We start from the raw sequence: 13,552 nt of genomic DNA on the forward strand, positions 1-13,552 counted from the left end.
TATGCGCCGTACTTTAGGATTTATCCTCATTTTAAGCACTATGCTGTTGTCCAGGTCAACTGTATTTGCACAACAAACGCCAACACCAACAAAGATGAACTTTGATGAAGATTGGAAATTCAGCCTTGGGCATGCAGCAGATCCTGAAAAAGATTTTAACTATAAGATTGCAAACCTTTTTGCCAAATCAGGAAAAGCAGAGAAAACCGCTATAGATCCAAAGTTTGATGATAAAAACTGGAGAGGTTTATCCGTTCCGCACGATTGGGCTGTTGAATTGCCTTTTACAAAATCAGCAAATGTTGATGTGCTGGCACATGGCTATAAGCCGGTTGGCGGACTTTTTCCGGAAACGAGTATTGGCTGGTATCGTAAGCACTTTAATATAGCCAAAGCAGATTCAGGACACCGGATACAGATCCAGTTTGATGGTATTTTCAGAGATGCACAGATCTGGATCAATGGATTTTATTTAGGGAACCATCAAAGCGGGTATCTGGGCGTAAATTATGACCTGACCGACTATCTTAATTTTGGCGGAGAAAATGTTTTAGTGGTTCGTGCAGATGCCACACAATATGAAGGCTGGTTTTACGAAGGTGCCGGTATTTACCGTCACGTATGGCTAAACCATTTTGACAATACGCATATTGTACCGGATGGAGTATTTGTACACGCAGAAGTTAATCCTGTAAATGCAGCAGTTCGTATTGAAACTGTGGTAGAGAACCTGGGCTTAACCGATCAGAAAGTATCGGTCTTAAATTATATAACGGACCGGAACGGTAAAAAAATAGCCGCTGGTATTTCGCAGCCATTAAACCTGGCCGTAAATGGACGAACTACAGCTACCCAGACTATTGAACTGAACAACCCGAGACTTTGGTCTCTGGAAGACCCATATCTGTATAAAGTAGTCACCGTAATAAGTGTAGATCAGAAAAAAGTAGACAGTGTAACTACACGCTATGGCATACGTACAATAACTATAGATGCGTCAAAAGGCCTGTTTCTAAATGGAAAGCACGTAAAGATCCAGGGAACCAATAACCACCAGGACCATGCCGGTTTAGGAAGTGCCTTACCAGATGCACTGCAGTATTACCGCATCAGCCTTTTAAAGGAAATGGGATCCAATGCGTACCGCACCAGTCACCATGCACCAACACCAGAATTGCTGGATGCCTGTGATAGCCTTGGCATGCTGGTTATGGATGAGCAGCGGCTTTTAAACAGCAGTCCGGAGTATATGAACCAGTTTGAACAACTCATTAAACGCGATAGAAACCATCCGAGCATATTCATGTGGTCTATTGGTAATGAAGAAGGCCTCATCCAAACCACATCAATCGGTAAGCGGATTGCACAAACCCTGATTGCAAAACAAAAGGAACTGGATCCTTACCGTACCAGTACCTACGCAGCAGATCTGGCAAACGTGGCGACAGGTGTAAATGAAGTGATCCCGGTTCGGGCATTTAACTACCGCCAGTTTGCGGTAGCAGATTACCACAGAGACCATCCCAACCAACCATTAATTGGAACGGAAATGGGAAGTACGGTTACCACAAGGGGTATTTATGAGAAGGATTCTATAGCCGGGTATGTTCCCGATCAGGATATCACCGCACCATGGTGGGCTAGTAAAGCAGAAACCTGGTGGTCATTGGCAGCAGAAAATCCATTTTGGATGGGTGGCTTTATCTGGACAGGTTTCGATTATCGCGGAGAGCCAACACCTTACGAATGGCCGAATATCAATTCTCATTTTGGTGTAATGGATGTGTGCGGGTTTCCTAAAAACATCTACTATTATTACCAGTCCTGGTGGACGGACAAAGACATACTGCATCTGTCGCCACACTGGAACTGGAAAGGCAAAGAAGGTACTCCGGTAGACGTGTGGGTAAATACCAATGCAGACCGGGTGGAGCTTTTTCTGAATGGTAAAAGTCTTGGAAAAAAAGAGATGCCAAGAAACAGCCATTTGAAATGGAGTGTTCCATATCAGCCAGGTACTTTATCCGCGGTAGCCTATAAAAAGGGAAAAAAAATAACGGCAAGTGTCCAGACTACAGGAACATCCTATGCCATCCGGGTAACCCCGGTTAAAAATACGATTCTGGCAGATGGAAAGGATCTAGCTATTGTTAACATCACCGTGGTAGACCAAAAAGGAAGGGAAGTTCCGGATGCCTCAAACCTGGTGGAATTTACCGTGTCCGGAAATGTAAAAATTATTGGGGTAGGTAATGGAGATCCAAGCAGCCATGAACCGGATCAGTATCTTGCCGGCGGATGGAAAAGGCACTTATTCAATGGTAAATGCCAGGTCATCCTGCAATCGGGCAAGGATCAGGGAACGGTTAAGTTTGAAGCGGTATCGAAAGGTTTAACTACCGGAAGTGCAAAAATTAATGTGCAATAAGAATATTTATTTAGATTGATTCCAGATTAAATTGTAGCTTTGAAAAAAATCTACACACGTGTTCGGGGAAAATTCAGATGCTAATGATCAGGTAATAAAAAACATCCAGGTTTTGGATGGAAAAACCTTTGAAAGGCTGTATCTGGATTGCTGGGAAAAAGTTTTTGGAATCATCTTTAATTACACCAGAGATGAAGAGATTGCTGAAGAGATTAGTCAGGATCTCTTCGCATCAATATGGGAACGCAAGGACCGTATAATGGTCCGTACAACTTTTGAGCAGTATCTTTACCGTGCGGCAAAACTCGAAGCCTTTGAATACCTTCGCACCAGCATCAGGCACCGTGAACATGTGGATTGCGCATTGCAGAATTATTGCGCTGCTGATCTGTGTACAGAAGAAAGAGTATATTTTAATGAATTGAACGGCAGTGTGAATTTGTTGGTTGACCAGCTTCCATGCCGATGCCGGGAGGTTTACCGGTTAAGTCAGCAACAAGGCTTAACGAATAAAGCAATCGCCTCTAAATTGCTGATCTCAGAGAAAACTGTTGAATATCATTTATATAAGGCGATGAGCTTTTTAAGAAGCAACTTAAAAGCCTATCAATAGTTGAAATTAATCCTGTTGATAATCAGTTTTTTATAGAAATAATTGATTTTTTATGTTTTGCGGCCTGGGAGAAATCTACTGTTATCCGGCTTATTGGTATATGGGAACATTTACACCCGGTACTTATGCAGGTAAATAAAGAATTAATACAACGCTACCACCTAGGGGAATGCAGTCCGGACGAACAACGGTTGGTTGAGGCCTGGCTGGATTCTGATGAGGCAGAAATGAGCTTTCCCGAAGAAACCGATCTAACCGCACTTAAACATAAAGGGTGGAAAAAGATCTCTGCCCGTTACGGACTATCAGCAGAGAAAACAGAAAGCCTAAAGCTAAAAAAATCATATCATCTTAAAATATGGCAGTATGCCGCTGCGGTTGCAGTGCTTGTTTTTGCCGCATTTCTATTTTCAAACCAACCTTTAAAAAATAGCCGTGTCGCTTATAACCATACCACAGCTAAAAAGGGACAAAAGCTGCAGGTTACCTTGTCTGATGGTACCATCGTATGGCTAAATTCTGAGAGCACAATGAGTTATCCGGCTCAGTTTTACGGCCGTAACAGAAGCGTAAAGTTTGTTGGCGAAGCCTACTTTAGTGTAGCCAAAGATTCAAAACATCCATTTATCATAACCACCTCAAAAACGCAGATCCAGGTGCTTGGAACAAAATTCAATGTTCGGGCTTATCCCTCAGAGGCGGCAAACGCGGTAGTTGTGGAAGAGGGTAAGGTAAGTTTTGCTGCCAATCATTCTAACAGAAAAATCATACTTACTGCCAATCAGCAGGGTATCTATGTGTTGAATCGCAACGGAAATATCATGCTGGACAAAACGGATGCCTATGTTGGTAAACACCTGGCGTGGAAAAATAATGAACTCATTCTTGACAATCAAAGTGTTGCAGAGATCAGTACAACGCTCGAACGCTGGTATAATGTAAAGATCGGAATTCATTCTGAAAAGCTGCTCAGAGAACGTTACACGGGGAGCTTTTCAAATCCTTCACTGAAACAGGTTTTGGAAAGTATCAGCTTCGCGTTAAAATGCAGCTATACCCAACATGGAAATGTATTTACCCTTTATTAAAATAAAAAACCCGGTTTCAGTCGGCCAACTTCACACCGGGCTATTGCAAATCAATTCATCATTAATTTAAACAACAAACAAAAGTATGTACAAAGCATGTACCCCAAAGAAAAAATCCGTAACAATACTCACTTTATTTTGTATACTCCTGTTTTGCCACTTCAGTACAATTGCCCAACAGGCATCCGTACTCGATAAAACGATCACCTTAAAGCTTTCCGGAGCTCGGATTGCTGACGCGCTGACTGCAATCACTGAACAAAGCACTGTACGTTTTTCATACAGCAGCACCCAGCTGGATGTAGAAAGAAAAGTAACGGTTAACTTTAATAACAAGCCATTGAAGGAAGCCCTTGCTGAACTGTTGGGTAAACAATTGAAAGGGCTAAGCGTTAACGGGCAGCTCGTTACCATTCAGACGTCATCAGCAAAGGGCACCATCAAAGGGAAGGTAAAGACCCGTGATGGTAAGGCCGGAGAATTTGTTACTGTAGGCATTAAGGGAGGGAGAGCGGTACAGGTAGATGCCCGTGGAAATTACATGCTTAAAGATGTTGAGGCGGGCACCTATACCTTAACAGCCAGTTTTGTGGGGCTTACCCCTCAGCAAAAAGATGTTAAGCTAACTTCCGGAGAAACGGTTGTTCTTGATTTCATCCTGTCGGAAAACAATGAACAGCTGCAGGAAGTGGTGATCAATGGCGGCAGTACCAATAAGTTCTCAGTAAAAAAAACAACAACCTCTGCTAAAATGCCATTGGGTAATTTGGAAAACCCACAAGTATATACCACCATTCCAAAAGCATTGCTGAATGAACAAATGGTTACAGAGTTTAGTATGTCACTTAAAAATAGCCCGGGTGTATATAAGATTCAGGGCAGCAGGGGGATAAATAGTGATGGAGCGTCATTTTACAGCATGCGCGGGTTTCGTACCGAAGCCGCATTGATGGATGGTGTACCATCTCAAACCAATGGAGAAATTGAACCTGCCAATATTGAACGCGTAGAGTTGATCAAAGGACCTTCAGGTACTTTATTTGGCGGTGCTGTTGTTTCATTTGGCGGACTGATTAATATCGTTACCAAAAAGCCTGTAGATACGTTAGGCGGAGAGATTGCCTATACCACCGGAAGTTATAACCTGAACCGGTTAACCGCTGATGTATATGGGCCGTTAAGTACAGATAAGAAACTATTGTTCCGCATGAATGCAGCCTATCAGAACCAGAATAGCTTTCAGGATGTTGGCTTTAAAAAATCAACCTTCATCTCACCCGCAATAGAATACCGCGCAAATGAAAGATTAAACATCAGTTTAAATGCTGGTTTCTATGAATTACAGGGCACAAGCCCGGCAGCAGTGTTTCTAAATCGCGTGCGTCCGTATATTGCAACAACACCTCAGGAGTTGAATTTTGACTGGAACCGTTCCTACAGCAGCAATGACCTGGTGATGAAAAATCCGACAGTAAACGTGAAGGGACAGATCAATTATAAAATCTCAGACAACTGGACCTCTCAAACCATTTATTCAAGCAATACCCGGAAATCGGACGGTTTTTATCAATATCAGTTTATCCGCGGCGCAGCATCTGACGAAATGCTCGAGCGCAATATCTCACTACAGAATTCTGTAAATACTTCGACCGACATTCAGCAAAACTTCATTGGCGATTTTAAAGTACTCGGATTGCGTAACCGTTTGGTAGCCGGGCTGGATTATTTAAACCAAACCGTTAACAACAGCAATTCGCCATACCTGGTATTTGACAATGTAAGCGGACTGGTACCGGATGCCAATTATGTGAAGATCTCACGGCCTGCCGTAGAAGCAAGGCTTGCTGCGAGCACGGCGTTACCAACCAAGAATACGGGCAAAAATAACATTTATAGTGTATACGCGTCAGATGTTTTAAATCTGTCTGACCGTTTGATGGCCATGCTTAGCCTTCGTGTAGACCGTTTTCAAAATAAAGGTCTGCTGAATCAAAATGATATGAAGCTTTCTGGCTTTTACATGCAGACAGCATTTTCACCAAAGTTGGGAATGGTTTACCAGGTGTTGAGAGACCGGCTTTCTGTATTCGGGAATTATATGAATGGATTTAGTAATGTTGCCCCGGTTTCACAACCAGAAGGTTCAGGTGCGTCCAATACCTTTAAGCCCCAGCAGGCAAACCAGTTTGAAGGTGGTGCGAAATTGGATATGTTTGATGGAAAGCTCAGCTTTACAGCCAGTTACTATGATATTAAAGTTACGAATATGACGCGGACAGAAGGCGTTAATGTGAACAATGTAAATTATAACATTACCGTGCAAAATGGTACCCAGGAAAGTCATGGTGTAGAGTTTGAGCTGATCACAAATCCGGTTGAAGGCTTAAATGTTATTGCTGGTTACAGCTATAATTATAGTAAGCTGACCAAATCAACTGCAGCATTGGAAAATCGCAGACCAGCCTCTGCCGGACCAGGCAACTTATTCAATTCCTGGGCAAGTTACACTGTTCCTAAAGGAACCTATAAAGGACTGGGTTTAGGATTTGGCGCGAACTTTATTGGCGAACATTTGACTGGTAACTCTGCCGTAACCGGCGTATTTATACTTCCTTCTTACTTACTGGTTACCACAACCGCGTTCTATGACACGCCACGATACCGGTTGGGAGTGAAAATAGATAACCTTACTGATGAACTTTATTTTACCGGACAAGGTGTACTTACAGCACAGATGCCTAGAACAATAGCTGCCAATGTTACCATTAAGTTTTAAAAAATATACAACACTCTTACACCTCTGGCTCGGATTAATTTCCGGGCTGGTGGTGTTTATATTGGGCATCACGGGGGCAATGTATGCATTTCAGGAAGAGATCAAAGACGTTTTGTATAAAGACCGTTTGTATGTACCCGTTCCTCCTGATGGCAAAAAATTACCATTAAGCCATCTTATAACTAAAGCAGAATCTGCATTGGGTAAAACACGTAAGATCAGTCGTGTTGAAATTTCTCAAAAGCCAGGCCGTACCTATATGTTTCGATCGTTAAAAGTGAATAAAGACGGTTTTGGATATTGGAACTATTATGCGCATTACCAAAAAGTATATCTCAATCCATATACCGGAAAGGTAGTCTTTGTGGAAAATGCAGCGAAAGAATTTTTTACAGTCGTACTCGCCCTGCATATGAACCTGCTGCTTGGTGATCAGGTTGGACACCAGGTTGCGCGTTGGTCTGTAGTATGCTTTGTATTGCTGCTCATTACCGGTATGATACTTTGGTGGCCGAAGAAATGGAAGCGTAAACAGCTGAAAACGAATTTTACCATCAAATGGAATGCAAAATTTAAGCGCCTCAATTATGACCTGCACAAAGTTTTCGGATTTTATGCATTCCTCCTGTTATTGATCATCAGCCTAACAGGCCTGATGTGGTCTTTTGATGTTGTTGCGGAAAAGAAGTCTAAAGTTTTATCTGATACGACTCAAGTTATGGGGAAAAGTCCGTCAGACCTGATCTTTAAACAAGCAATGGGGTCAGCTCCGCAAACCGCCTATTTCCTGTACAACTTTCCTGCGTTAAAAAGCGGAACGGTGAACGTATCCGCATATTTAAGTGAGGATCATTTGTATGATCGTATTCAATTTAAATATGACCGGTATAATGGAAAACTGCTGCATACCGGTGATTCTTTCGAAGTTCTTTCTACAGTGCCGAGGATCAAAGCCATGAATTATGACCTGCATACCGGAACTCTATTCGGATTGGCCGGAAAAATAATGGCTTTTATTGCAGGTTTGATTGCTGCCGCATTGCCGGTAACTGGATTTTTGATGTGGTACTGGAAAAGATATTGTTAAGTTATTGTGAAAAGAAAAAATACTACCTGTAAGAATATATTTTGTGGATAGGATTTGCTATGTTTATGGCACCAAACCAACCACCAAATCTCTTTTATGGCCACCACTTCTATTCAGGATAAGATAGATACAAAAATTGCGGAGATTGCTTTATTTGCAGATTCACTACCAGCAGTAGTTACACTTCATGACATGAGAACCGGCTGTATTTGCTGGATGTCTCCGCGCGGATTAAAGGATATAGGAGTCTCTTTAAAAGAACTTAGGGCCTTAAATGCAGAAGAGTATTATTCACGCTTTTTCAATGAAGAGGACGCAAAAGATTACGTACCTAAAATATTCGGCTTTATTCAGCGAAACAATGACGACGAGATATTAACCTTCCTCCAGCAGGTACGCTTTAAGGCTACAAAAGACTGGAACTGGCACATGAGCAGTGTACGCATCCTGATGCGGGACGATGAGCATAAACCTTTACTTTTAATTGTGATGTCGTTTCCCATAGATTCTATGCACCACATGACCGTAAAAGCATCCAGGTTATTGGAAGAAAACAATTTCCTCCGGAAGAATTTTCAGAATTTCGATAAGCTGAGCGATCGGGAACGGGAGGTGCTCCGGTTGCTTGCATTGGGTAAAAGCTCAATAGATACCGCTTCAGAGCTATTTATTTCACAACATACCGTAGAGGCCCACCGTAAAAATATCCGCCAAAAGCTCAATTCAAATTCTTACTATGAATTGTGTCAGTATGCGCGTGCATTTGATTTAATCTAATAAATAACTGCTGATTAATGTTTTTTTATTAGATTCACTCCTGTATTCATAGAAGCAGGTTAGATCCTGCTGTCATCGGTGCAAGATTAGTTATTTAACCAAATTATAAATGAAAAGATCAGTAAAAACAATTTTTGCAATCGCGCTGTCCGTTGCAGTTGCTGCATGTAACCCTACAGAAAAAAAAGAAGCCACAACCACTCCAGGTGATTCAGCCCAAACAGTTACGCTGTTAGACAGCACAAAATTCCAGAAAGAAATTGATGGCAAGAAAACCAATCTCTACATCTTAAAAAATAAAAACAACATGCAGGCTGCGTTTACCAATTATGGCGGCAGGATTGTAAGCTTATTGGTGCCGGACAGTGCTGGTAAACTTGTCGATGTGGTTACCGGATTTGAAAGCGTAGATGCATTTGAAAAAGCTACAGAACCATATTTCGGTGCTACAATTGGCCGTTATGGTAACCGGATTGCCAAAGGTAAGTTTAGCCTCGATGGTAAAGCCTATACACTTTTTACCAATAATGGACAAAATACACTTCATGGTGGAAAAAAAGGATTTCAGTACGTAGTATGGGATGCTGCTCAACCCGATGCACATACCTTAGTACTTACCTATCTGTCAAAAGATATGGAAGAAGGCTATCCCGGTAACCTGAATGTAAAAGTAACTTATAGTTTAACGGACAATAACGAATTAAAGATGGATTATGAAGCCACAACGGATAAGAAAACCGTGGTGAACTTAACCAATCATGCGTTCTTTAATTTAAATGGAGAAGGTTCTGGTTCAATCTTAAACCACAGCCTTCAGATCTATGCAGATCAGTATACACCTGTAGACAGCACATTGATCCCGTTGGGTAAAAATGCGGCAGTTAAAGGCACTCCATTTGATTTTACAACGGCGACTACCATTGGTAAACGTGTTGAAGAAAAAAACGAGCAATTGAAAAATGGAACCGGTTACGATCATAACTATGTACTAAACGGAACAAAGGGAATGGGAATGACCCATGCAGCAACCATTAGCGGAGATCTTACCGGGATTAAAATGGATATTTATACCCAGGAACCTGGTCTTCAGTTTTACAGCGGTAATTTTATGCAGGGAAAAAATACGTTTAAAGGTGGTGCTAAAGATGATTTCAGGACCGCATTTGCTTTAGAAACGCAGCATTTTCCGGATTCTCCAAACCAGCCGGCTTTCCCTTCAACAGTTCTGAACCCTGGTCAGCAGTATAAAACATCTTCAATCTACACGTTCAGTAAATAAGAATATATTAAAACCGATTAAATACTTAAAGGCTGTGTGGAGATCCATACAGCCTTTAAATAAATACAATAGATGCTATTTGAACAAAATGGATTAGTCGTAAGTAAAGGTGAGATCTGGGCTTTAACCGGACCTGCGGGTTCTGGTAAAACGACACTGCTCAAAGCGATTGTAGCGCATATTAAAACATTAAACAACCTCCCGGTTGATGTAGCGGTAGTTTCTGCCCGGCATAATTTCCGCAATCTTTCCAATACCAAAGATCTATATTACCAGCAGCGCTTTAATTCGATGGATGCAGAAGATTCAGAGACGGTTGAAGTCTATCTGTCTGCAGTAGAAAGCAAAAAAAAAAATGGGGACTGGAACCTTCCAAAGGTAATCACGCGGTTAAACCTGCAGCACTTAAAGGATAAGGAGCTGATCAAACTTTCAAATGGTGAAACCAAGCGCTTGTTAATCGCTTCAGCATTGCTTAAGAATCCGGATCTATTACTGCTGGATAACCCGTTAACCGGTTTAGACGTACAAACCCGTGCAGATTTTGATGTGCTGCTAAAGGAGATCTCAGACTCTGGGATAACCATTGTTCTGGCAAGCTCCTCAACGGTCTTACCTGCTGCAATTTCTCATGTAGCCATACTCGATCAGGGCATCGTAGTACGAAGCATGCCCATACATGAGTTTGCAGCAGATGAATACCAGCCAGTGCAAAATAATAGCATTGATGAAGCAGAATTGCAATCCCTGCTTTCCGTAAAAAGCATGGACGTATATGAAACCATTGTTGGGATGGAAAATATTCATATCCAATATGGAGATAAAACCATACTGAATGCAGTGGACTGGCAGATCAAACAAGGAGAACACTGGGCCTTACTGGGGCACAATGGTGCCGGAAAATCTACTTTACTGAGTTTGATCAATGGAGATAATCCGCAGGCTTATGCGAATAAGATTGTTCTTTTTGATAAGAGAAGAGGTACAGGAGAAAGCATTTGGGATATAAAAAAGAAGATCGGATTTGTATCTCCTGAGTTTTTCCAATATTTTGATTCCAGTACTTCCTGTCTGGAAGTAATAGAATCAGGTTTTTACGATACGCTGGGATTATTCAGGCCATCAAACCCAAAATTAGCTTCGGTATGCAAAAGATGGATGGCTGTATTGGAAATTGAAGGCTATGCAGCCAAATTATTTAAAAATGTTCCGGTAAGTATCCAGCGTTTATGTTTACTGGCGAGGGCATTGGTTAAAAACCCACCGCTATTGATCTTTGATGAACCATGTCAGGGACTGGATCCGCAACAGGCAGAACATTTTAAGCGATTGGTAGACAGTATATGTACGTATTCCAATGCGACACTGATTTATGTGAGCCATTATGCGCATGAAATTCCTGATCGCGTTACGCGGACGCTAACATTGGATATGGGGAATGTTGTAAATAATGGTTAAAATCATTCAACATCTTTAGAAATATGTTATAAACAGTGCGTATGTGGATAAAAACAGGTGAATATTCTTTAATATTCATTTGGCACAAATCCAATAATTATTACCTTAGTGCGTTGTTAAATCAAATAATAAATCTAAACACAAGAAAGACATGGAAAAATTTTCAAAACTAAAAGAACTTATCTCAGGAGTTGAAGCAGACGTAGAAAAATTTTATAATTCAGGTAATGGCGCTGCTGGTACCAGAGTTCGTAAAGCAATGCAAGACTTAAAAGGACTAGCTCAGGACATCCGTACTGAAGTTACAGAGAAAAAAAATACTAAATAGTATTTGAGTTATACATGGAGAAGCCCGCTATACGCGGGCTTTTTTATTTTCAGACCATTTCTTTTTCAAAGATCTGTTCAATGGTCTTAATCTGCTCTGCATAAATTGATTTCTTGCGCGTTCCAAAATATAAGGTGTTCTCGATCACATGTGTACCTTCCCACAAGATCCGGATGTTCCCGGCATCAAGTTCTTTGGCAGACAGAAAATCCGGGATCACCGCTACGCCTTTATTGCCGCTCAGGCAACGGATAATGGAACTTAAATTAGGCACGATATAATTGGGTTTGAAATCTGGCCTTTTGCCGAAGTTGTTGTGCCAAAACCTGCGCAAATGTTCCATATCACCAGTAGTGCCATACCAGGTTTGCTGCTTTAACCAATTATGGATCCCTTCTTCATCATTAGCACTAACCATCTCTTCAAATCCATCGGTTACCGTAGCCGATCCACAGGCCAGTACGATCTTTTCTTTGAAAAATGGTTTGTAAGACAATCCTTTATAATCTCCTTTTTGAGGGGTAATGATCAGGTCCAGGATTCCACCATCCAGATCACTTAGCATTTGCGGATAGTCACCAAACTTAATGATCACATTGAATGGCAAGGTTGGCAAATACGGTTCCAGTGTAAATTGAAAAGTCTCAAAGCACATCCCAATACTGATGGTAGGCACATCTTTCTCAGAGCTCCTGTGGAAGTGCCGCTCGGCATCTTCCAGTTTGGAAAGCGGTTCCAGGATGTAATTGTACAATACTTTTCCCCTTTCAGTAGAGATCATTCTTCGGGATGTACGGTCGAACAGCTTGTATCCCACATAAGATTCCAGTGAACTTAAATGCAGACTAACACCAGGCTGTGAAATGAACAAAGATTCTGCTGCACCGGTAAGGGTGCCCGTTTCATAGATCGCTTTAAAAGTTCTAAACCATTCCAGATTGATCATACTATTATAATTATGATACAAATGTATGAATTATATAATTTTATTAATCCTTTAAGTGGTTGTAATTTTGTACCGGTAATCACAAAAGAACATCGGGCGGATAATCGCCTGATCACAAAATAAAAAAAATAAACCATGAAAAATATATTTGTTATTAACGGGGGACAGGTTTTTGGTCACTCTGGCGGACTTTTCAATAAATCAATCACTGCGGCCACCGTAGATTTTTTTAAAAATAATCCCGACTTTGAAATCAGATCTACTGATATCAATGAGGTTTATGATACAAAACAAGAAGTGGAGAATTATAAATGGGCAGATGTAGTGATCTATCATACACCTGTATGGTGGTTTCAGCTTCCACATGGATTTAAGAAATACATCGATGAGGTATTTACAGAAGGACATCAAAATGGAATCTATAAAAGCGACGGCCGCTCATCTGCCAATCCGGCCGTAAACTATGGTACTGGCGGCTTGCTCCATGGAAAAAAATATATGCTTACTACTTCTTGGAATGCACCAAAAGAAGCCTTTACGCTGCCTGGTGAATTCTTTAACCAGCACAGTGTGGATGAAGGGCCAATGTTCGGTTTTCACCGGATGAATGCATTTACCGGAATGGAAAAGATTGCCGGCATGCACTTTCATGACGTAGAGAAAAATGCGGATATTTTAAGAGATCTGGATCGGTATGAGACGCACTTAACAGAAACCTTTATCGATAGCGTTGCAGAATAAGTAAACAATTAAAAGGCTGTGCTGTTCTTGT

Annotated in this window: 11 protein-coding genes; 10 read left to right on the forward strand and 1 reads right to left on the reverse strand. The window is 41.4% G+C overall.

The features are described 5' to 3' along the window. Position 1: 1 nt before the first annotated feature. The 9 genes from galA to ATK78_RS00885 all read left to right on the forward strand — a co-directional run bounded on the left by galA (position 2) and on the right by ATK78_RS00885 (position 11,834). Positions 2-2,428: a beta-galactosidase GalA gene (gene galA, locus ATK78_RS00845; protein WP_243732397.1), complete on the forward strand. Its 2,427-nt coding sequence runs from the start codon at positions 2-4 to the stop codon at positions 2,426-2,428. Between the two features lie 58 nt (positions 2,429-2,486). Continuing rightward, on the forward strand, positions 2,487-3,041 hold the full coding sequence (locus tag ATK78_RS00850; protein ID WP_133574174.1) for an RNA polymerase sigma-70 factor: 555 nt from the start codon (positions 2,487-2,489) through the stop codon (positions 3,039-3,041). A 125-nt stretch (positions 3,042-3,166) separates the two neighbouring features. After that, positions 3,167-4,129, forward strand: coding sequence for a FecR family protein (locus ATK78_RS00855; RefSeq protein ID WP_133574175.1), 963 nt, complete (start codon positions 3,167-3,169; stop codon positions 4,127-4,129). Between the two features lie 85 nt (positions 4,130-4,214). Then, positions 4,215-6,905 carry a TonB-dependent siderophore receptor gene (locus ATK78_RS00860; RefSeq protein ID WP_133574176.1) on the forward strand — a complete coding sequence of 897 codons (2,691 nt, stop codon included), beginning with the start codon at positions 4,215-4,217 and terminating at the stop codon, positions 6,903-6,905. Then, positions 6,886-7,992, forward strand: a complete 1,107-nt coding sequence (locus ATK78_RS00865; RefSeq protein ID WP_133574177.1) for a PepSY-associated TM helix domain-containing protein — start codon at positions 6,886-6,888, stop codon at positions 7,990-7,992. Before ATK78_RS00860 ends, ATK78_RS00865 begins: the two co-directional genes overlap by 20 nt. Before the next feature lie 96 nt (positions 7,993-8,088). Then, the gene (locus ATK78_RS00870; RefSeq protein WP_133574178.1) at positions 8,089-8,769 is read left to right on the forward strand and encodes a helix-turn-helix transcriptional regulator; all 681 of its coding nucleotides are present in this window, start codon (positions 8,089-8,091) and stop codon (positions 8,767-8,769) included. Between the two features lie 109 nt (positions 8,770-8,878). Continuing rightward, positions 8,879-10,048 carry an aldose epimerase family protein gene (locus ATK78_RS00875; RefSeq protein ID WP_133574179.1) on the forward strand — a complete coding sequence of 390 codons (1,170 nt, stop codon included), beginning with the start codon at positions 8,879-8,881 and terminating at the stop codon, positions 10,046-10,048. Between the two features lie 72 nt (positions 10,049-10,120). Then, positions 10,121-11,506 (forward strand): ATP-binding cassette domain-containing protein, encoded by a 1,386-nt coding sequence (locus ATK78_RS00880; RefSeq protein WP_133574180.1) that lies wholly within the window; start codon positions 10,121-10,123, stop codon positions 11,504-11,506. Positions 11,507-11,657: 151 nt separating this feature from the next. Continuing rightward, positions 11,658-11,834, forward strand: a complete 177-nt coding sequence (locus tag ATK78_RS00885; RefSeq protein ID WP_133574181.1) for a histone H1 — start codon at positions 11,658-11,660, stop codon at positions 11,832-11,834. A 49-nt stretch (positions 11,835-11,883) separates the two neighbouring features. On the opposite strand, the gene ATK78_RS00890 is transcribed toward ATK78_RS00885, so the two are convergent. Continuing rightward, on the reverse strand, positions 11,884-12,780 hold the full coding sequence (locus ATK78_RS00890; RefSeq protein ID WP_133574182.1) for a LysR family transcriptional regulator: 897 nt from the start codon (positions 12,778-12,780) through the stop codon (positions 11,884-11,886). Positions 12,781-12,915: 135 nt separating this feature from the next. On the opposite strand from ATK78_RS00890, the gene ATK78_RS00895 reads away from it, so the two are divergent. Next, entirely contained in the window at positions 12,916-13,521 is a 606-nt protein-coding gene (locus tag ATK78_RS00895) for an NAD(P)H-dependent oxidoreductase (protein WP_133574183.1), read from the forward strand. Positions 13,522-13,552: the final 31 nt, after the last annotated feature.

Source organism: Pedobacter metabolipauper (assembly GCF_004362715.1).
GTDB classification, from domain to species: domain Bacteria; phylum Bacteroidota; class Bacteroidia; order Sphingobacteriales; family Sphingobacteriaceae; genus Pedobacter; species Pedobacter metabolipauper.

What these genes read in the sequence shown, in the direction of transcription:
- ATK78_RS00865 (WP_133574177.1), top strand. Translation starts at nt 6,886, where the DNA reads ATGTTACCATTAAGTTTTAAAAAATATACAACACTCTTACACCTCTGG.
- ATK78_RS00885 (WP_133574181.1), top strand. Translation starts at nt 11,658, where the DNA reads ATGGAAAAATTTTCAAAACTAAAAGAACTTATCTCAGGAGTTGAAGCA.
- ATK78_RS00870 (WP_133574178.1), top strand. Translation starts at nt 8,089, where the DNA reads ATGGCCACCACTTCTATTCAGGATAAGATAGATACAAAAATTGCGGAG.
- ATK78_RS00895 (WP_133574183.1), top strand. Translation starts at nt 12,916, where the DNA reads ATGAAAAATATATTTGTTATTAACGGGGGACAGGTTTTTGGTCACTCT.
- ATK78_RS00890 (WP_133574182.1), bottom strand. Translation starts at nt 12,780, where the DNA reads ATGATCAATCTGGAATGGTTTAGAACTTTTAAAGCGATCTATGAAACG.
- ATK78_RS00875 (WP_133574179.1), top strand. Translation starts at nt 8,879, where the DNA reads ATGAAAAGATCAGTAAAAACAATTTTTGCAATCGCGCTGTCCGTTGCA.
- ATK78_RS00860 (WP_133574176.1), top strand. Translation starts at nt 4,215, where the DNA reads ATGTACAAAGCATGTACCCCAAAGAAAAAATCCGTAACAATACTCACT.
- galA (WP_243732397.1), top strand. Translation starts at nt 2, where the DNA reads ATGCGCCGTACTTTAGGATTTATCCTCATTTTAAGCACTATGCTGTTG.
- ATK78_RS00855 (WP_133574175.1), top strand. Translation starts at nt 3,167, where the DNA reads ATGCAGGTAAATAAAGAATTAATACAACGCTACCACCTAGGGGAATGC.
- ATK78_RS00880 (WP_133574180.1), top strand. Translation starts at nt 10,121, where the DNA reads ATGCTATTTGAACAAAATGGATTAGTCGTAAGTAAAGGTGAGATCTGG.